Source organism: Xanthomonas sp. NCPPB 3761 (assembly GCF_041475705.2).
GTDB lineage: Bacteria > Pseudomonadota > Gammaproteobacteria > Xanthomonadales > Xanthomonadaceae > Xanthomonas > Xanthomonas phaseoli.
Genome location: NZ_CM191262.1, coordinates 4,721,117 through 4,739,968, shown reverse-complemented (window position 1 = coordinate 4,739,968; position 18,852 = coordinate 4,721,117). Strand labels below are relative to the sequence as shown.

Annotated in this window: 16 protein-coding genes and 1 pseudogene; 9 read left to right on the top strand and 8 right to left on the bottom strand. The window is 65.2% G+C overall.

Translation table 11 applies throughout. The annotated features are described in order from the left end of the window. Window positions 1-21: 21 nt before the first annotated feature. From manD to ACCQ00_RS20525, 3 genes are read right to left on the bottom strand one after another with little or no spacing between them, the layout of a single operon-like run. Complete coding sequence (gene manD / locus ACCQ00_RS20535) at window positions 22-1,281, bottom strand: D-mannonate dehydratase ManD (RefSeq protein WP_039570691.1); 1,260 nt, start codon at window positions 1,279-1,281, stop codon at window positions 22-24. 11 nt (window positions 1,282-1,292) lie between these two features. Then, window positions 1,293-3,257, bottom strand: coding sequence for a sialate O-acetylesterase (locus tag ACCQ00_RS20530; RefSeq protein WP_039570694.1), 1,965 nt, complete (start codon window positions 3,255-3,257; stop codon window positions 1,293-1,295). Beyond that, on the bottom strand, window positions 3,254-5,449 hold the full coding sequence (locus tag ACCQ00_RS20525; protein WP_039570698.1) for an alpha-glucuronidase family glycosyl hydrolase: 2,196 nt from the start codon (window positions 5,447-5,449) through the stop codon (window positions 3,254-3,256). The genes ACCQ00_RS20530 and ACCQ00_RS20525 overlap by 4 nt, the downstream gene beginning before the upstream one ends. A gap of 176 nt (window positions 5,450-5,625) precedes the next feature. On the opposite strand from ACCQ00_RS20525, the gene ACCQ00_RS20520 reads away from it, so the two are divergent. Then, entirely contained in the window at window positions 5,626-6,699 is a 1,074-nt protein-coding gene (locus ACCQ00_RS20520) for a LacI family DNA-binding transcriptional regulator (RefSeq protein ID WP_014091472.1), read from the top strand. A gap of 214 nt (window positions 6,700-6,913) precedes the next feature. Here the strand turns inward: ACCQ00_RS20520 and xylA are convergent, their stop codons facing one another. Next, a complete protein-coding gene (gene xylA / locus ACCQ00_RS20515; RefSeq protein ID WP_017165529.1) occupies window positions 6,914-8,251 on the bottom strand; it encodes a xylose isomerase in 1,338 nt (445 codons plus the stop codon). 496 nt (window positions 8,252-8,747) lie between these two features. Between xylA and ttcA the strand changes: the two genes are divergently transcribed. The 3 genes from ttcA (at window position 8,748) to ACCQ00_RS20500 (ending at window position 11,811) form a co-directional block, all read left to right on the top strand. Then, entirely contained in the window at window positions 8,748-9,665 is a 918-nt protein-coding gene (ttcA, locus tag ACCQ00_RS20510) for a tRNA 2-thiocytidine(32) synthetase TtcA (protein ID WP_039574700.1), read from the top strand. Between the two features lie 63 nt (window positions 9,666-9,728). Further along, window positions 9,729-10,634: a recombination-associated protein RdgC gene (locus ACCQ00_RS20505; RefSeq protein ID WP_007974628.1), complete on the top strand. Its 906-nt coding sequence runs from the start codon at window positions 9,729-9,731 to the stop codon at window positions 10,632-10,634. Window positions 10,635-11,025: 391 nt separating this feature from the next. Beyond that, entirely contained in the window at window positions 11,026-11,811 is a 786-nt protein-coding gene (locus tag ACCQ00_RS20500) for a YgjP family zinc-dependent metalloprotease (RefSeq protein ID WP_039574693.1), read from the top strand. A 6-nt stretch (window positions 11,812-11,817) separates the two neighbouring features. On the opposite strand, the pseudogene ACCQ00_RS20495 reads toward ACCQ00_RS20500, so the two are convergent. From ACCQ00_RS20495 to hemH, 3 genes and pseudogenes are all read right to left on the bottom strand, one after another. Then, window positions 11,818-12,449: pseudogene (locus tag ACCQ00_RS20495) on the bottom strand (hypothetical protein). A gap of 189 nt (window positions 12,450-12,638) precedes the next feature. Further along, entirely contained in the window at window positions 12,639-13,490 is an 852-nt protein-coding gene (locus ACCQ00_RS20490) for an alpha/beta fold hydrolase (RefSeq protein WP_039574691.1), read from the bottom strand. A 2-nt stretch (window positions 13,491-13,492) separates the two neighbouring features. Beyond that, entirely contained in the window at window positions 13,493-14,458 is a 966-nt protein-coding gene (gene hemH, locus ACCQ00_RS20485; protein WP_039574690.1) for a ferrochelatase, read from the bottom strand. Window positions 14,459-14,611: 153 nt separating this feature from the next. Between hemH and ACCQ00_RS20480 the strand changes: the two genes are divergently transcribed. The 5 genes from ACCQ00_RS20480 (at window position 14,612) to ACCQ00_RS20460 (ending at window position 17,958) form a co-directional block, all read left to right on the top strand. Further along, window positions 14,612-15,520, top strand: a complete 909-nt coding sequence (locus ACCQ00_RS20480; protein WP_017154679.1) for a lipid-binding SYLF domain-containing protein — start codon at window positions 14,612-14,614, stop codon at window positions 15,518-15,520. A gap of 72 nt (window positions 15,521-15,592) precedes the next feature. After that, window positions 15,593-15,820, top strand: coding sequence for a Sec-independent protein translocase subunit TatA (gene tatA / locus ACCQ00_RS20475; protein WP_003484969.1), 228 nt, complete (start codon window positions 15,593-15,595; stop codon window positions 15,818-15,820). A 15-nt stretch (window positions 15,821-15,835) separates the two neighbouring features. Next, window positions 15,836-16,462: a Sec-independent protein translocase protein TatB gene (tatB, locus tag ACCQ00_RS20470; RefSeq protein ID WP_022560375.1), complete on the top strand. Its 627-nt coding sequence runs from the start codon at window positions 15,836-15,838 to the stop codon at window positions 16,460-16,462. Beyond that, window positions 16,459-17,196, top strand: a complete 738-nt coding sequence (gene tatC, locus ACCQ00_RS20465; RefSeq protein WP_039574683.1) for a twin-arginine translocase subunit TatC — start codon at window positions 16,459-16,461, stop codon at window positions 17,194-17,196. Before tatB ends, tatC begins: the two co-directional genes overlap by 4 nt. 54 nt (window positions 17,197-17,250) lie before the next feature. Further along, a complete protein-coding gene (locus ACCQ00_RS20460; RefSeq protein ID WP_236493339.1) occupies window positions 17,251-17,958 on the top strand; it encodes a hypothetical protein in 708 nt (235 codons plus the stop codon). On the opposite strand, the gene ACCQ00_RS20455 is transcribed toward ACCQ00_RS20460, so the two are convergent. Beyond that, complete coding sequence (locus ACCQ00_RS20455; RefSeq protein WP_017154682.1) at window positions 17,924-18,823, bottom strand: BPSS1780 family membrane protein; 900 nt, start codon at window positions 18,821-18,823, stop codon at window positions 17,924-17,926. The two genes, ACCQ00_RS20460 and ACCQ00_RS20455, sit on opposite strands and share 35 nt — an antisense overlap. Window positions 18,824-18,852 lie beyond the last annotated feature (29 nt).

Genomic DNA, 18,852 nt, shown 5'->3' with positions numbered 1-18,852 from the left:
ACGTGGCAGATAACGCGCGCATCACCAGTCCCACATCGCGCCGTCTTCCAGTCGCGCGATCGGCAGCTGCTTGGGCACGTAGGGATACTTCGCTGCAAGCGCTTCGTCGATGTCCACGCCATGCCCCGGTGTCTCGCCGCAGTGCAGGCGGCCATCGCGGAATTGGTAGTCGTGCGGGAACACCGCATTGGCCTCGTCGGAATGGAACATGTATTCCTGGATGCCGAAGTTGGGCACCCAGGTGTCGAAGTGCAAGGCGGCGCCCATGCACACCGGCGACAGGTCGGTGGCGCCGTGAAAGCCGGTACGCACCTGATGCAGCGCGGCGAAATCGGCCAGCCGGCGCACATGGGTGATGCCACCGGCGTGGACGATCGTGGTGCGGATGTAGTCGATCAGCTGCTGCTCGATCAGATGCTTGCAGTCCCAGATCGAATTGAACACCTCGCCCACTGCCAGCGGCGTCACGGTGTGCTGGCGGATGAGCTCGAACGCACGCTGGTTTTCCGCAGGGGTGGCATCTTCCAGCCAGAACAACCGGTACGGCTCCAGGTCGCGGCCCAGCCGCGCCGCTTCGATCGGGGTGAGCCGGTGATGCGCGTCATGCAGCAGTTCGATCTCGTCGCCATGGTCGGCGCGCAGTTGCTCGAACAGGCGGGGCACGACACCGAGGTAACGCGGCGTGGACCACACGGTTTCGGTGGGCAGCTCGCTTTCGGCCGGTTCGTACGGCTTGCCGCCGACAGAAATGCCGTAGGTCTTCTTGATGCCCGGCACGCCGCATTGCGCGCGGATCGCGATAAAGCCCATCTCGCGGAAGCGGCCCACTTCGTCGCTGGTTTCGGCAATATCGCGCCCGTTCGCATGCCCATATACCAGCGCCCCTTCGCGTGAGCGCCCGCCAAGCAGCTGATACAGCGGCATGCCGGCCATCTTGCCCAGGATGTCCCACAACGCCACATCCACTGCGGCAATCGCGCTCATCGTCACCGGCCCGCGCCGCCAGTACGCGCCGCGGTAGAAGAACTGCCAGATGTCTTCGATGCGTCCGGCATCGCGACCAATCAGGTTCGGCACCAGGTGTTCCTGCAGGTAGGCGGCCACTGCCAGTTCGCGCCCGTTGAGCGTGGCATCGCCTACGCCGGTGATGCCCGAACGCGTGCGGATCTTCAAGGTGACGAAATTGCGCCCCGGGCAGGTGACGATGACGCACGCCTCGACGATCTCGCGGTCGCGGGCAGAACCTTGCAGCGGTGCAGGGGAGTCGGAAGTCTGTGACATCGTGATCTCGCTCAGGGGGAAGAGGTGGCAGTGATGGGAAGTTCGAACGGGCCAGCCGGCAGGCCGCTGCGGTCGTACAAGGTGCACACCGGGCTGTCGGCCCAGCAGTAACGCACCCGGGTGGCCTGCACGCCGGCGGGAACACCCAGGCGGATCTCGCGCCCGGATAGCGTGGCAGCGGCATAGCGGCAGCTGCCGGCCGCATCGCCGCAGAGCTCGAAGCCGATCGGCGCGTCGTTGCCGTAACTCACCAGCGTGGTGTCGACATCGTCGAAGCCGATGCGCACGCTCTCGCCGGCGCGACGTGCGCTGCGCGGCACCGGCCCGGAAGGCGCAATCGCCTCGCCGTACACGACATGCCGCGCCACGCGCGCCAGGCGCCGGCCCAGCTCCTGCTTGTTGGCCGGATGGATGTCGTAGCGGTCGCCGATATCGATCGCCACCGCCAATCCTGCGTGCGCGTCGTTGGCGACGAAACGCCGCTGCGCCTCGCGCAATTGCGCCCAGCCGCTGTCGGTGGGCTGGGTAGGCGGTGCGCCGTAATTGGCCAGCTGCACCACCAGCAACGGCAGGTCTGCGCCGAAGCGCTGCCGCCAGTCGCGCTGCCAGGCAGTGAGCAAGGCCGGATAACGCGCCGCATCGCCGGTATTGGATTCGCCCTGGTACCACAGCACGCCGCGCAGGCCCAGGTGTTCCAGCGGCGCGATCATGCCGTTGTACAAGGTGGTCAGCCCGGCCGCCGACGACCACGGTGCGCGCGGAGGCATGCCCACTGCCTGCGGCACGATGCGGTATTGCCAGGGCGCGTCCAGCGCCACGGTGCTGCCATCGGCAAATTGCAGTGCGCGCGATGGCGCGTCGCCCAGCAGCCCGCCGCGGCGATAGGTATTGAGCACATTGAGCACGATGCTGTTGCGCCCGGCATGCAGCCGTCCGCGCGGCAGCGCGTAGCGACGCGGCTGGTCCGCGCCATAGCTGCTGCCCACGCCGCGTCCGTTGACCCAGGTCTGATCCAGCTCGTCCACTGGCCCCAGCAACAAGGTGGCGTCCTGCGCGGCCTGTGCCGGTGTCAGCTCGACGCTGGTGCGGTACCAGACCATGCCGTTGAAGCCGACCAGTTGCGGCACGCCCCAGTCGTCCCATGCGCCCAGGGCCGGCGGCGCGTCCTGCCAGTCGCCGGGCGCATCCGGCTGCCACGGCTCGCCTTGGCCATGCGCGTGCCACCAGGTTTCCCACAGCGCGGCCCAACGCGGTGCGGCCGCGACCGGATCGGTTGCATAACGTGCCAGTACATCCAGTGCCGGACCATCGTCGCCAGCGGCACGCAGGGCCTTGTCGCCGATCCAGGCCTGCAGTTGCGAACCGCCCCATGACGCATTGATCAGTCCCATCGGCACGTCGACCTGCTTCTGCAATTCGCGTGCGAAGTAGTAACAGGCGGCGGAAAAATCCTTCACCGTCTCCGGTGTGGTGCGCTGCCAGGTTGCGGTGCCGCCGAAACCGCGTTGCGGTGTCGGGCTGGATTGCGCCGGCACCTTGAACATGCGGATGCTGGGGTGGTCGGCATCGGCAATCTCGCTGCGCGAATCCAGCGTGCGATGCACCTGCAATTCCATGTTCGATTGCCCCGAACACAGCCAGACATCGCCGATCAGCACATCATCGATTTGCTGCATCGCACCGTTGCCCGTGCTGGCCTTCAGGCTGTAAGGGCCGCCGGCAGCGTGCGCGGGCAAGCGCGCTTCCCAGTGACCTTGCCGGTCTGCGCGCGCCTGCACCTGCGCACTCTCCAGTTGCACGGTGACCCGCGTGCCCGGCGCCGCATCGCCCCACAGGCGGATCGGCGCATCGCGCTGCAGCACCGCATGGTCCTGAAACACCGGATGCAGCAGCGGCGCATCCGCTGCGCTGGCAAAGTATGGCAGCAGCAACGCCGACAGCGTGCCGATCACTCTCTTTACGCGACATGCGCTCACTTCGGATTCCCCGGTGCATACGGAAATGTCAGTGCCTGGTAATACGCCAGCGGCTGCGCCGGCGGGCTGACGCCTGCAGGCAGCGGGCGCCCGGACACGCTCTGGAAATAGGCGATGCTGGCATCGCGCCACCACTTTGCCTCCCGTTGCTGGATCGCCAGGAAATCGGCGACCTGCTGGTAGCGCTGTGCATCGATCTTCCCGGCCAGACCCTGCCAGGTCGTGCGCATCGCAGTCACCTCGGCCACGCCATGGTCGTAACGCCACGCCAGTTCGTCCCACAGCGGCCTGCCGGAGGCCATGCGGTGATCCCACGGCACATGATGGAACCACAGCAACAGCTGCTCGGGTACGCGCTGCACGTCGCCGAACACGCGCGCCACCGGCGGGGCATATTGCGCAACGGCATTGCTGCCGCTGGCACTGCGGTCGAAGCCAATGCCATTGCGGTCGGCGCGGTGGTAATACACCGGATCCCAGTCCGGACGTTCGCTGCCCGCATCCCACGGCGCCGGGCCGTAATGGTGGCCGCGCCCCATCAGGTGGTGCAGGCCGAGCGGGGTCATGTAATCCACCACCGCCTCGCGCGAGCGCAGCATCATGGAAACCACCGGCTCGACCACCGCCGGATCGTCGGAAAACGTCATGCGCGCCCATTCCTGCGCAATCGCGCGCGGCGACAGCTGCGGGTCCCATGCCAGCCGCCCGTATGCGTACCAGTTGGCCTGATCGAAGATCGAGCCGCTCCAGTTGCGATCGGCGCCGATATTGGCCACGCCGGCGATCCCGGTCAGTCGTGTGCGTTTGCTGTCGGTAAACAAGCGGCCATCCACCGTCTTTGCAACGGTCGAGCCCTTGCCGCGCGCATAGGTGTCCGCTTGCAAGGTCTCGGAAAACAGCGGGCCCAGATAGGCCAGGTGGGTGGAAAAGCCCAGATATTCCTTGGTGATCTGGAATTCCGGCATCAATGGCGTCTTGCGCATCGCACCGAACAACGGGTGAAACGGCTCGCGTGGCTGGAAATCGATCGCCCCGTTTTTCACCTGCACGATCACGTTGTCGCGAAAGGCGCCATCCAGCGGCACGAACTCGCTGTAGGCCTGCTTGGCGCGGTCGTCCGGCTGCTCATGCGAATAGACGAAGGCGCGCCACATCACCACCCCGCCGTGCGGCGCCAGCGCATCGGCCAGCAGGTTCGCGCCATCGGCGTGGCTGCGTCCATAGTCCTGCGGGCCGGGCTGGCCTTCGGAGTTGGCCTTGACCAGAAACCCGCCGAAATCCGGAATGCGTGCGTAGACGGCGTCGGCGGTGTCGCGCCACCAGCGCTGTACCTGCGGGTCCAGCGGGTCGGCGGTGTTCAGGCCACCGATTTCGATCGGCGCACTGAAGCGCGCGCTGAGGAACACACGAATCCCGTACGGGCGAAACACCTTCGCCAGGGCGGCCGCCTTGTCGAGGTAGTCCGGCGTCAGGCTCCAGGCCTTGGCGTTGACGTTGTTGAGCACGGTTCCATTGATGCCCAGCGATGCATTGGCACGCGCGTAGTCGGTGTAGCGCGGATCCAGATAGCCGGGCAGCGTCTGCCAGTTCCACAGCGAAGCGCCCGCATAGCCGCGTTCCACCAGACCATCGAGATTGTCCCAATGATTGAGCATGCGTAGCTGCAAGCGTGGCGATGCGCGCACATCCACCGCTGCGAGCGACTGCCCGGTCTGCAGCAGACGCAACAGATGGAATGTGCCGTACAACACGCCGATATCGCTGCCGCCGACAATGGCGGTGACCTGATGCCCATTTACCTCGGCGCGACGAATCAGGTAGCCATCGCGGCCCAACTGGCCTGTATCGAGCCGCAGGGCGGCAATCTGTGGCGCGCTGGCGGCGCCCAAGACGATGGCGCCATCTTGCGTCACCGCGTCCACGCGTGGCGGTGTGCTTCCCAACAATCCCTGCAGGCCGCGCGCCAGTTCATCGCGTGCTGCGTGCACGGTGGGCGATTGGCCGACGATGACCAGCTCGCTGGCGTTCTGGCGCAATTGCGCGGCATTGGCCAGCGGTTGGTAGCGCAACCATAGATCGTAGCCATCTTCTGCGTGCGCGTTGATGGTGACCAACACGCCGCTGCATAACAGTGCCAGCCACATGACGGCCTGCAGCGTAAATGCGCCGACACCTGTGTCATGCCGCGGCATTGCAGACCGGCTCATGCGGCATGCTCGAGCGTCACCGGCGCAGGCAGGCGCATATCGCCGCTCTGCCTGCTTCCCGGTACCATGGCTCGCACCGGCATACCTGCACTCGGCGTCCGCGTTACCGCAGCAGCGCCCGTGCATCCCGCAGCTTTCGCACGCATTTGAAGAGGCCACGCTTGGAGAAGGTCAGGAAATCGGTCCGCCGCACCAGCCGCGCGACCACCATCGACGAGGTGGCAGCGCTGGCAAAGGTCTCGCCGATGACAGTCTCGCGCGTGGTCAACAACACCGGCAGCGTGCGCGATGCCACCCGCGAACGGGTCATGCGCGCGGTCGACAAGCTGGGCTACACGCCCAATCTTGCCGCCAGCGCACTGGCGGCCGCGCAGAGCACGCGGATTGCGCTGATCTACAGCGATCCCAGCGGCGCCTACCTGCGCGAGTTGTTGCTGGGCGTGTTGCGGGTGGCATCGCGTACGTCGATCCAGCTGGTGATCGACTGCTGGGACGACCTGGACGCCGATGCCGAACGCAAGGCAGCGCGCAAGCTCGCCAAAGGCGTTGCCGGTGTGATCCTGCCGCCGCCGTTGTGCGAATCCAGGGCCGCGGTGCTGGAGCTGGTGCGCGCCAAGGTGCCGGTGGTGGCGATCGCCTCCAACCATTTCAGCCCGGATGTGGCGTGTGTGCGCATCGACGAATTCGCTGCTGCCAAGGAGATCACCGAGCACCTGATCGCACAGGGGCATACGCGCATCGGCTACATCGCCGGGCATCCGAATCTGTCGGCCAGCACGCGGCGCTTCGAAGGCTTTCAGGCGGCCTTGGCCGACGCCGGTTTGCGCCTGGATCGGCACCTGGTGCAGCCGGGCGACTACACCTACAAGTCCGGCCTGGTTGCCGCGGAAAAATTGCTGGCGCGCAAACGTCGCCCCAGCGCCATCTTCGCCAGCAACGACGACATGGCCGCCGCGGCAATCTCGGTCGCGCACCGGCGTGGCCTGGATGTGCCGCGCGATCTGTCGGTGGTCGGGTTCGACGACACCTCTGCCGCCACTGCGGTGTGGCCCGAAATCACCACCGTGCAGCAGCCCATCGCCGCCATGGCCGACGCCGCGCTGGACATCTTGCTGAAGACGATTCGGGCCAAGGAGCGTACGGCAAGGATGGTCGATCATGTGGTCGCGCACCTGCTGGTCAAGCGGGATTCGGTGGCCGCACCGACAGCGGACGATGCGGCCGAGTCAACGTAGCGATCAGACCACTGCATGCCGCAAGCCGGATGTGGTCGCCTCGCAGGCTTGCACGCAACACACCAGAATTGCCGGCGTGCGCTTATGTGTCTGGTGAGCACGCATCACGTCGGCAGCCAGTGCTGGCCGCCGCAGTGTGGTCGCTGGCTCACCGTCGCCATGCAGATAGTCATGGCACGCGCCAGGTAATGCCAAGCGCGTGCAGCGGCAATGCTCAACGCGTCAGATACTGATTGATCAGGTTTTCGTACGCTTCCTGGCGGCCGCTGATCTGCTGGGGCGCATTGCCGGCCGCATGCTTGGCCAGGTCCGCCAGCGTGGTCTTGCCTGCGGCAAAGTCAGCGCCCGCGCCGCTGTCGAAGCTGGCGTAACGCTCGGCGCGCCATTGCTCCAGCGGCGAAGACGTCAGCAGTGCGTTGGCCACTTCCAGCCCGCGCGCGAACGCGTCCATGCCGCCGATGTGCGCCAGGAACAGGTCCTGCGGGTCGGACGATTCGCGCCGCACCTTGGCATCGAAGTTCAAGCCGCCCGGTGCCAGCCCGCCCTGCCGCAGCACCACCAGCATCGCGCCGACGGTGTCGTACAGGTCGGTCGGGAACTGGTCGGTGTCCCAGCCGTTCTGCGGGTTGCCGCGGTTGGCATCGATGCTGCCGAGCAGGCCGGCATCGGAGGCCACCTGCAGGTCATGCTCGAAGCTGTGGCCCGACAGCGTGGCGTGGTTGGCTTCGATGTTGAGCTTGAAGTCCTGATCCAGGCCATGCTGACGCAGGAAGCCGATCACCGTGGCGCTGTCGAAGTCGTACTGGTGCTTCATCGGCTCCATCGGCTTGGGCTCGATCAGGAAGTTGCCCTTGAAGCCGATCGCGCGGCCGTAGTCGCGTGCCAGGGTCAGAAAGCGCGCCATGTTGTCCTGCTCGCGCTTCATCTGGGTGTTGTGCAGGCACGCATAGCCTTCGCGGCCGCCCCAGAACACGTAGTTTTCGCCGCCCAATTCAACGGTGGCATCGATCGCGGCCTTGACCTGCACCGCCGCACGCGCCACCACGTTGAAGTCCGGGTTGGTCGAGGCACCATTCATGTAGCGCGGATGCGAGAACAGGTTGGCCGTGCCCCACAGCAGCTTGATGCCGGTGTCGGCCTGGCGCTGCTTGGCGATGCCCACCATGTGCTTGAGATTCTTTTCGTACTCGCCGATGTCATCGGCATCCGGCGCCAGATCGATATCGTGGAAGCAGTAGTACGGCACGCCGAGCTTGGTGAAGAACTCGAATGCTGCATCGGCCTTGGCTTCGGCACGGTTCAACGCGGTAGTGCCCACATCCCACGGATACGCACGCGTGCCCGGGCCGAACGGATCGGCGCCATTGCCGCAGAAGCTGTGCCAGTAGGCCACGGCAAAGCGCAGGTGCTCGGCCATGGTCTTGTCGCCGATCTTCTTGTTGGCGTCGTAGACCTTGAATGCGAGCGGGTTGTCCGAATCGCGGCCTTCGAAACCGATCTTGCCGATGCCGGGGAAATATTCTTTCGCGCCGATGTACACGGTGTTGCTCATGGGTGAAGCTCCTGCGTCAAGGGGAGGGGGGCAGTGGAAGGCATGACCACGCGCGCGCAACACAAAATGTTAGCGCTACCAAAATCGCGTCTGAAAAAAGCCGCGCCATGGAGCGAAGCTGGAGATGCCATGCCTATCCGAGGGGACACTGTCTTTGCGACTTTACCCAGCCCGGCGCGGAAAGGCTTGCTGCGCTGCGAGATACGGGCTGGTCCGTGCTCGCCGGATGAAGGATACCGGTGAGGCGCCAATTGTGCCGCCCTCACCCGCCCTTCGGGCCCCCTCTCCCGCGTGCGGGAGAGGGGGTAGGTGGATCAACCGCTTGCGTCATCGTACCCAGCTCGCACGCTTCCGCGTGCAGGAGAGGGAAGTGCTTGGAGCAGGCGCGTGCGCTTCCCGTCGACAGCGGCTCGCTCCCTTCCCCCGTTCACGGGGGAAGGTGCCCGAAGGGCGGATGGGGGCCGTCCCGTCACCCACCAGCTACAATGGCCGGCTCATGACCGCTGTCCTGCCGCTGCCGCAACCCCTGGCCGACCCCGCGCCGCGCGACCCGCGCCAGCGGTTGCAGCGCGAACAGCTGCGCCTGGGCAAACGCCTGCAGCGCCAGGTGGGCCAGGCGATTGCCGATTTCGGCATGATCGCGCCAGGCGACAAGATCATGGTCTGCCTGTCCGGCGGCAAGGACAGCTACACCTTGCTGGACATGCTGCTGCAGTTGCAGCGCAAGGCGCCGGTGCCGTTCAGCCTGGTGGCGGTCAATCTGGACCAGAAACAGCCCGACTTCCCCGCCCATGTGCTGCCGGCCTACCTGCGCGGGTTGGGCGTGCCGTTCGATATCGTCGAGCAGGACACTTATTCGGTGGTCAGCCGGGTGATTCCGGCCGGCAAGACGATGTGTTCGCTGTGCTCGCGGCTGCGGCGCGGCGCGCTGTATGCCTACGCGCAGGCCCATGGCGTGACCAAGATCGCGCTCGGCCATCACCGCGACGACATCGTGGCCACGTTCTTCATGAACCTGTTTCACCACGCGCGGCTGGCAGCGATGGCACCCAAGCTGCGCAGCGACGACGGCGCGCATGTGGTGATCCGTCCGCTGGCCTATGTGCGCGAAGCCGACATCGCCGCGTACGCGCAGGCGCGGCAGTTTCCGATCATTCCGTGCAACCTGTGCGGCAGCCAGGAAAACCTGCAGCGCCAGCAGGTCGGCAAGCTGTTGCAGCAATGGGACCGCGAGCAACCCGGGCGCGTCGAGCAGATCGCCCGCGCATTGGGCGATGTCCGCCCCGAGCAATTGGCCGACCGCACGCTGTTCGATTTCCTGGCGCTGGGCCGCAGCGGCGATGCGCCGAGCGGTCTTGATCCTGATCCCGGCGCGTGGCTGTCCGCCAGCCACGCCGCACACGACAGCGACTGACGCGGCCGATCCGGCTGCCGGCAGTCTTTCACCCTCCACGCTTTTCTTTATTCGGTCCAACGCATGTTCTTTCGCAATCTCACCCTGTTCCGTTTTCCCACCACGCTGGATTTCTCCGAGATCGACACGCTGCTGCCGCAAGTGCAGCTCAAGCCGGTCGGCCCGCTGGAAATGAGTTCGCGCGGTTTCATTTCGCCGTTCGGCCGCGACGAGCAGGAAGTGCTTTCGCACCGTCTGGAAGATTTTCTGTGGCTTACCGTCGGCGGCGAGGACAAGATCCTGCCCGGCGCGGTGGTCAACGACCTGCTCGAGCGCAAGGTGGCCGAGATCGAGGAAAAGGAAGGCCGCCGCCCCGGTGGCAAGGCACGCAAGCGCCTCAAGGACGACCTGATCCATGAGCTGCTGCCGCGCGCCTTCGTCAAGAGTTCGCGCACCGACGCCATCCTGGACCTGCAGCACGGCTACATCGCGGTCAACAGTTCCAGCCGCAAGAGCGGCGAGAACGTGATGAGCGAGATCCGCGGCGCGCTGGGCAGCTTTCCGGCGCTGCCGTTGAATGCCGAAGTGGCCCCGCGCGCCATCCTCACCGGCTGGATCGCCGGCGAACCCTTGCCCGAAGGCCTCAGCCTGGGCGAAGAGTGCGAGATGAAGGACCCGATCGAAGGTGGCGCGGTGGTCAAGTGCCAGCACCAGGAACTGCGCGGCGACGAGATCGACAAGCACCTGGAAGCCGGCAAGCAGGTCACCAAGCTGGCGCTTGTGCTGGACGACAACCTGTCGTTCGTGCTCGGCGACGATCTGGTGATTCGCAAGCTCAAGTTCCTCGACGGCGCCCTGGATCAGCTCGAACACAGCGAAGACGACGGCGCACGCGCCGAACTCGACGCGCGCTTTGCGTTGATGAGTGCCGAGATCCGCCGGTTGTTCCTGTTGCTGGAAACCGCGTTGAAGTTGAGCAAGGCCGAGTAACCGGTTTTCCAACTGTGGCGGCGTTGTCAGGCGCGATTCGATACGTGAGTGAAAAAGCGGTGAGTCGACGGTGCGGTGGGCTCACGGCGTAGGACACGCCGTGAGCCGTCTCTGAGAGTCGATGGCGGCGTCCGCACCGCCATCGCTCCCGCCAGCGGTCAGTACACCGCGCCAAAGCGTTCTTGCGCTGCTTTCGTGAAGGGCATACGTGGGATGTGTCCTGCGACGGTGGCGGAGACGGACCGGGCGCGACGCAGATCGGCTGCTCTGCGACTGATTTATCGGTTGGCCAATCGCGCCCAGGCAGGGCACCGATCACGGTCTGGCCATCACTGCGTGCGGCAGTCAACGCGTCTCACCGCCTGACACATCGCGGCGGTATCCTGTGCGCATGTTCAAGCCCGTCCGCCGCCTGATTGTTCCGCCCTCGCAGGTTGTCGAACGCGACTGCGTGCACGTGCAGCTGGACGGCCGCGACATCGCGGTGCTGCGCGTGCGCGACCCGCGTGCGCGACGCATCAAACTCAGCGTCGACGAGCGCGGCGCACGGCTGACCTTGCCGCTGCGCGCAAGCCTGATTTCCGGCGAACGGTTTCTGCATGCGCATCTGGACTGGCTGACCACGCAGCTGTCGCGGTATCAGCAGGTCGATGCGTTTCCTGCGCTTGAGCGTGGCGTACCCGGGCAACTGCCCTTGCGCGGTGCGTTGCTGCCGTTGAGCTGGCACGAAGGGCGCTACGCACGCATCGATATCACCGACGACGGGGCGCAGTTCCATGTGCCCACCCGTGTGGGCGATGCCGGCTTGCGCCGCACCTTGAAGGAATTCTACGAAGCGCAGGCGCGCGCCGATGTCGGTCGCTGGTTGCCGGGTTATCTGCCCGGCCTGCCGCGCGCACCGGCACGACTGCGGCTGAAGGTGATGTCATCGCAGTGGGGCTCGCTCGCGCCGGATGGCTCGATGGCGTTGGACCTGGCGCTGGTGCTTGGTCGCCCTTCCGCGTTCGAATACGTGCTGGTGCACGAGCTCTGCCACCTGGTACAGGCCAACCACTCGCCCGCGTTCTGGGCCGAAGTGGAGCAACGTTTTCCCAACTGGCGCGAAGAGCGCAGTTACTTTCACGAACACGGCCGCCAGCTCAAGGCGCAGCTGCGGCGGTTGCTGCATTCAGGCTAACACTGATCAAAGCGAGCGGTTACGTACGATAATAATTTCTCTCGTGGCACTCCGGCGAACAGCGCTCAAGGAGGCGCCGTCCTTGATCGGTGTGATATATGCATTCTCTGGGGAAAGAAAGATCAGCTTCCCCCTCGTCGTCTCACCGTTTTGATAGACAATCTGTACTGGCAGTTCACCGCCGACGCCATAGGCGCGAAGACCGTTGGCGAGTAAATTCACCATTGGCTTTGGGTATATGACCGCAAAAGCAATCAGCGTTGCAATCATTCCAATGGCAGCCCTTATCTTGAGCTTGCGAGGTGCGTGCAGTGCAGCGGCAATGTAAAGGGCGGCCAATCCGGAGATTATGATTGGCAAAAAGTGACGTTCCATCTCCCATCCCCGACTTAGGGATAAAGTAATTAGTAGCAATCCGCAGAATGTATTTAGCAGGATAAAGAATCCCAGTTCGGACAAGGTATTTTCCTGTTCTTCATGCCCGATGCTAGTGGAATCACGAATCCAAAGAGGGCTAGGCCGGATACGACTATCATGAGTTCGGCCGTCGCGTAGAAGACCGTCATGCCGAATCCTCCGGCATCGAAGATGTCGTAAGAGAAGAAATCGTATTCGGACATCAGGATGACGAACAGCATCCTGGAATAGGCAAGAATGAAGACGAAAAGTGCAAGTAGCCAAATTGCAGTTAGTTTTGCTGTTTCTAGCCAATTACGGGACGTATGCTGGAGAGGCTTGATCATTTGTTTATAGGGTTCCTTTCCGTGTTGGGTTCCCGTCTTCCTTTACTGCAGGCTGGCGAGCTTGGAAGATAATTGGCAGCGCTCTCAATTGTGATCCAGAAAGTCATCGATCACCGCTGCCACCGCTTCCGGCATTTCCATGTGCACGTGGTGGGTGCCGGGCAGCAGCTGCAGGCGTGCATCGCGCATCATCGCCACGCGGTGGTCGCGCAATGCTTCCGGGAAATACGGCTGTGCGGGCGTGGCGAAGATCGCCTGGGCGGGGCACGCGATGGAGGCCAGCAGCACGTCGATCTGCGCTTCGGTCATGCGGATGGCGGTGGGCAGGGTCAGGCGCGGATCGCTGCACCAGCTGTAGCCACCTTCCACCACGCGGACGCCGCGTTCGACCAGCAGCCGTGCAGCCGGTTCGGTGAGTTGGTTGGCCATCATGCGCGCGCGCACCGGCATCTCCATCGACGGGAACACCCGCAGCGGCCGCTCTGCCAACGTGCGTGCCGAGGCGACGGCATCGCGCAGGCGGGTGGCGGTGTTTTCCACCGGCTCGGCCAGTGCGCCCAGCGCCTCGATGGCGATCAAGGCCTCCACGCGCTCGGGCGCAGCGGCGGCCAGCAGGCTGGCAATGCCGCCTCCCATCGAGTGGCCGAGCAAGGTGAAGCGCTGCCAGCCCAGGCCATCGGCGACCTGCAACAAGATGGCGATCGCGCTGCTGAGCGTGTATTCGGCGCCTACCGGCAGCCAAGCGCTGTGGCCATGGCCCGGCAGATCCAGCAGCACCAGATCCAGCTCCTGCGCGGGTAGATGCGTGCTCAGCGGCACGAAGCTGGCCGCATTATCCAGCCAGCCATGCAAGGCCAGCACCCGGCGCGGGCCGCGATCTTGGTTGCGCAATCCGGTGACCCGGCCGATGGCAAGGTCGCACGCAAACGGCTCCAACCTCACGCGCGGCGCGCCACGGCGGCCAGCGCGTGCGCGTGCGCGTCGCTGGCGTTGAGGCAGGGGATGTAGCTGAGCGTGGCACCACGCTCGGCCAGCGTTTCGGCAAAGCCCAGCGCGACTTCTTCCAGCGTTTCCAGACAGTCGGTGGCAAAGCCCGGGCAGACCAGGTCGAAGCTGCGCACGCCGCCTTCAGCCAGTTTCCACAGCGTGGGTTCGGCGTACGGCTGCAGCCAGCGCTCGGCGCCGAAGCGCGACTGGTAGCCCATCTGCCACTCGTCCGCGCCCAGCCCCAGCGCTGCCACGATTGCCTGCGCGCTGCGTTCGCACTGCTGCGGATACGGGTCGCCGGCATTGGCCACGCGCTGCGGCAGGCCGTGGAAGGAGAACATCAGCTTTTCGCTGCGCCCATGCACCTGCCAGTGCGCGCGGATCGACTCGGCGATCGCTGCCACCCAGCCGGTGTCCTCGCAGTAGTCTTGGATCACCTCCACCGCAATCTCCGGCGCGCTAGTGCGCCATGCATCCACCACGTCCTGGATCGAAGCGGTGGTGGTGGTGGAATACTGCGGATACAGCGGCAGCACCACGATGCGCTTGATGCCGCGTGCGCGCAGCCGGTCCAGCGTCTTGCGCAACGCCGGCTCGCCGTAGCGCATGGCCCATTCCACGTGCCAGTCGGGCATGACCGCTTGCAGGCCTTCGGTCAGGCGGCGCGTGTAGACCGCCAGCGGCGAGCCCTCCGGCAACCACACCTTGGCGTATTTTTCGGCCGATTTCGGCCCGCGGATCGGCAGGATCACCCCGTACAGCAGCGGCTTCCAGAACAGTGGCGGAATCGCGACCACGCGGCGGTCGCTGAGGAACTCGGCCAGGTAGCGGCGCACGGCCGGGGCGGTCGGCGATTCGGGAGTGCCCAGGTTGACGACCAGCAGGGCGGTATCGGGTGTTGTGTTCATGCGCACCATTCTGGCAGAGCCGGGCAGCGCTGCCGACAACAGCGCAACGATCGCTGCGATCGGCCCTCTCTTGGATGCCGGTTGCGCTCACCACCGATTCATTGCGCCGGCACTAACGTCGCGGCATTGCTATCTTTAACGGATTCTTCCTTGGAGCTTGTCATGCCTCGTTTGTCGCGCCTGGCCCTGTTGTTGTCGCTGACGTTGGTCGCCGGCCATGCTGTCGCCGGCCCGGAAGAAGACCAGCGCGCACGCAATGCGGTGCGGGTGCTGACCGAGATCATGAAGATCCCCGAGCAGGCCATTCCGGACAAACTGCTCGACGAGGCGCGCGCCATCGTGGTCATTCCCGACACGCTGAAGGCCGGCCTGGTGATCGGTGGCCGCCGCGGCCACGGCCTGATGTCGATGAAGAATCCCGACGGCAGCTGGTCGCAGCCGGTGTTCGTCAAGCTCACCGGCGGCAGCATCGGCTTCCAGGCCGGCGTGCAATCGTCCGACGTGGTGCTGGTGTTCCGCAATGACCGCAGCCTGGACAACATCGTCAACGGCAAGTTCACACTCGGCGCCGACGCCGGCGTGGCCGCAGGCCCGGTCGGGCGCAACGCCGCCGCGGCCACCGACGGGCAGCTCAAGGCCGAAATCTGGTCGTGGTCGCGTGCCCGTGGCCTGTTCGCCGGCGTTGCGCTGGATGGTGCGGTCCTGCAGATCGACGATGCGGCCGACCTCAATGCCTACGGCAGCGGCGCGACCCCGCGCATGATTTTCGAAGGCCGTACCAACGAACGTCCGTCCACCGATGTGATCGCCTTCCGCGACCGGCTGGAAGAGGCGACCTACACCGCACGCGCCAATCGCAGCACCGATGCCGCCGCCGATGACGCGCCGCCGGCACCGCGTCCGCAGACCCCGCCACCGGCGCAGGCACAGCAACCGGCCAACGTGCCGCCGCCGGCCAGCGAAGCCAGCACCGTACCGATGCAGCCCAGCACCACGCCGCCCGCCCAGCAAGGCTTCCAGCCGGTTTCGGAGGGCGAAATCCGCACCGAATCCCTAGACGGCAACCGCTGACGCACTGTCATCCCCCTGCGCGGTGCGCTGGGGTATCCTGCGCGTTCCATCTTTCAAGCAAGCGAGCAGATCATGGGCGGTTTCAGCATTTGGCACTGGCTGATCGTGCTGGTGATCGTGTTGCTGGTGTTCGGTACCAAGCGGCTCACCAGCGGTGCCAAGGATCTCGGCAGCGCGGTCAAGGAATTCAAGAAAGGCATGCACGACGACGACAAGCCGGCCGGCAAGCTCGGCGACGACTCCCGCACTGCCGAGCAGGCGCGTGAGGCGCAGGCCGAACGCGACCGCGACGCGCGCTGATCCGGAGCGGCGTCGGTGTTTGACATAGGTGTTGGCGAACTGACGCTCATTGCGGTCGTCGCCCTGGTGGTGCTCGGCCCCGAGCGTTTGCCCAAGGCGGCCCGATTTGCCGGATTGTGGGTGCGCCGTGCGCGCATGCAGTGGGACTCGGTCAAGCAGGAACTCGAACGCGAACTCGAGGCCGAAGAGCTCAAGCGCAGCCTGCAGGACGTGCAAGCCTCGCTGCGCGAGGCCGAAGACCAGCTGCGCAACAAGCAACAGCAAGTCGAGCAGGGTGCCCGCGCGCTGCACGACGACGTCAGCCGCGATATCGACATCCGCGCCAGCGCCACGCCGGTGGCAACGTCGCTGGAACTGGCGCATGCGGATTTGTCTGCCGGCCCCGATGTCGATACGGCAGCAGGCGCAACCGATACGGCTGGAGCTGCACACACCGCGCCGGTCATTGCGCAAGCTCAACCCATTGCGCCAGCGCCGCATCACACCCTGGTTCCGGCTCCCCACGACACGAGAGTGCCCGCGCCGCACGCCGCGCATCTGGCCAGCGCGCCCGAGGCGGTCGCCGTCGCGCCAGTCGATGCGGGCACACCGGACGCGTCGATGCCGAGCGCGCCCGCCAGGATCCAGGAGAAACAGCCGTGAGCCTGTTCGACGACGCACAGGCCGAAAGCAGTCTGATCGAGCATCTGGTCGAATTACGCGCCCGCCTGGTCCGCGCGCTGATCGGGCTGGGCGTGGTGTTGCTGGCCCTGCTGCCGTTTTCGCGGGCGATCTATTCGTGGCTGGCGGCACCGCTGATCTCGCAGCTGCCGCTGGGGCAGACGATGATCGCGATGAATCCGGCCGGCGCGTTCTTCGCCCCGCTCAAGCTGACCTTCTTCGTGGCGGTGTTCTTCAGCGTGCCGTGGCTGCTGTATCAGGCCTGGGCGTTCGTGGCGCCGGGGTTGTACCAGCGCGAAAAGAAGCTGGCGTTTCCACTGCTGGCCTCGGCGGTCGCACTGTTCTACATCGGCTGCGCGTTCGCCTATTTCCTGGTGTTGCCGGCGGTGTTCCACTTCCTGACCACGTTCAAGCCGGACGTGATCGCCATTACCCCGGATGCCAATTCGTACCTGGATTTCGTCCTGGCCATTTTCTTCGCCTTCGGCGCCAGCTTCGAGCTGCCGGTGGCCTTGGTGATTCTGGTGCTGCTGGGCTGGGTCAGCCCCAAGCAGCTCAGCGAAGGCCGCGGCTACGCCATCGTCGGCATCTTCATCCTGGCTGCCGTGCTCACCCCGCCGGACGTGGTCTCGCAGCTGATGCTGGCCATCCCGATGTGCCTGCTCTACGAGCTGGGCATCATGGCGTCGCGTGCGGTAGGGCCGAAGAGCGCCTGATTCGCGCTCGGTCTGCGAGCTGATCTGGGAATGCAAAGAACTATATCAGAGCAGTTGTTCGAAACATTCTGCGCGCATCATCGGCTGGACTGCCAGCGGATTGCCGAGACATCCAGTCGTACGCCCGACTATCACGTGTGGTTTGGCAGCACGTTGGTGGCGGTGGAGATCAAGCAGATCGAGAGTGATCGCGGAATCGATCCGGATGGCGTGTGGTCCAGGACGATCGGTTGGCATGTGCGCCAGAAGATTGTTGAAGCGCGGGGGCAGCTACGCGCGGCTGCCGGTGCCGGTGTGCCGGCGGTGTTGCTGATTTACAACACCGTCGATCCGTTCCAGCTATTCGGCACCGAACAACACGACTTCCTGAGCGCAATGTATGGTGAGCTGACGGTCCGGGTCGATACATCCGGCCGTGCGGCAAGCGGCCCTTTCCACGGCCGGAATGCAGCCTTGAGAGAGAATTTCAACACGTCCTTCAGCGGCGTGGGACACCTGCGCGAAACCTGCTCCGGTGCAGAGGTGATCATTTACGAGAACGTGTTTGCAGCGCATCCATTGCCGTTTGGCGACATACCCGACTGCATCACGGCCGTTCGCGTGGAGCTCAATCGGACGGACTTACACCACGCAGACAGATCGAATTGCGTAAGAGCGCGCCCGGGCGCAACGGGCGTTCCCGGGAAAGCTTCGTCGCGCCCAGGTGCGCTCCTACGGCTGCGCGAAGTCAGGCCGCAAACACATCCGGCCGTGCGGGCTTGATCGGTTGGGCGGCGGCGCCGTCGTGGGTGAACATCTGCTTCCATGCGGCGTAGACCGAGCCGGCGAATACCGGCATCAGCACCGCCATCAGCAGCAGCTGGGCCAGCCACATCGCCACGGTCTGGCCGGCGATCAGGCCGACGATCAGCGCCACGATCATGACCGCGAAATAGATCGCGAAAATGGCGATGAAGGCCAGCACGAAGAACACCAGCATCGCCGGCAGGTTGTGCAGGCTGGCGCGCAGGCTTTCGCGCAGCGCGTGACCGCCGGTGCTGCGGTCGAACATCACCTGCGGCGGCATCACGAATAGCGCCAGCGTCATCGCCGCGAAGGTGGCGATGGTCAGCAGCAGCCACAGCAGGATGCGCCCGGCCGGCAGGCTGGCGGCCAGCTGCTCGATCTGCACCGGATCCGGCTGCGCGCCGGACTGGCTGATCTGGTTGATCTTGACCATCACTTCGGACAACTGCTGCAGCCCGCTGGCGCCGATCATCGCCAGCAGCAGCACGCCCAGCAGCAGGCCGGCGATCAGCTGCGGCAGCAGCGACACCAGCAGATGCGGGGCGCGGCCGTCCTGCAGGCCGTGCAGCAGGTGCGACGGTTTGGCGATGCGGCCTTCGTCCACTTCACGGATGGCCCACAGCAGGCCGCCCATGAACAACGGGCCGGCCAGCACCAGCAGGAACTGCAGAGCCGGACCCAACAGCGGCACCAGCACCGAGAGCGACACCACCAGCGAGGCGGCCACGCTCCAGATCACCCCCATCGAGCCAAGCGCCAGCGGCGCCCGCTTCAACAGCGAGAAACCGGTCAATAGCCACTCTGCGCCGGCAGATGCCGGCACCTTACGAATTTCGCTCATTCCCATTCCGGATCGATACGCGCGCCGGA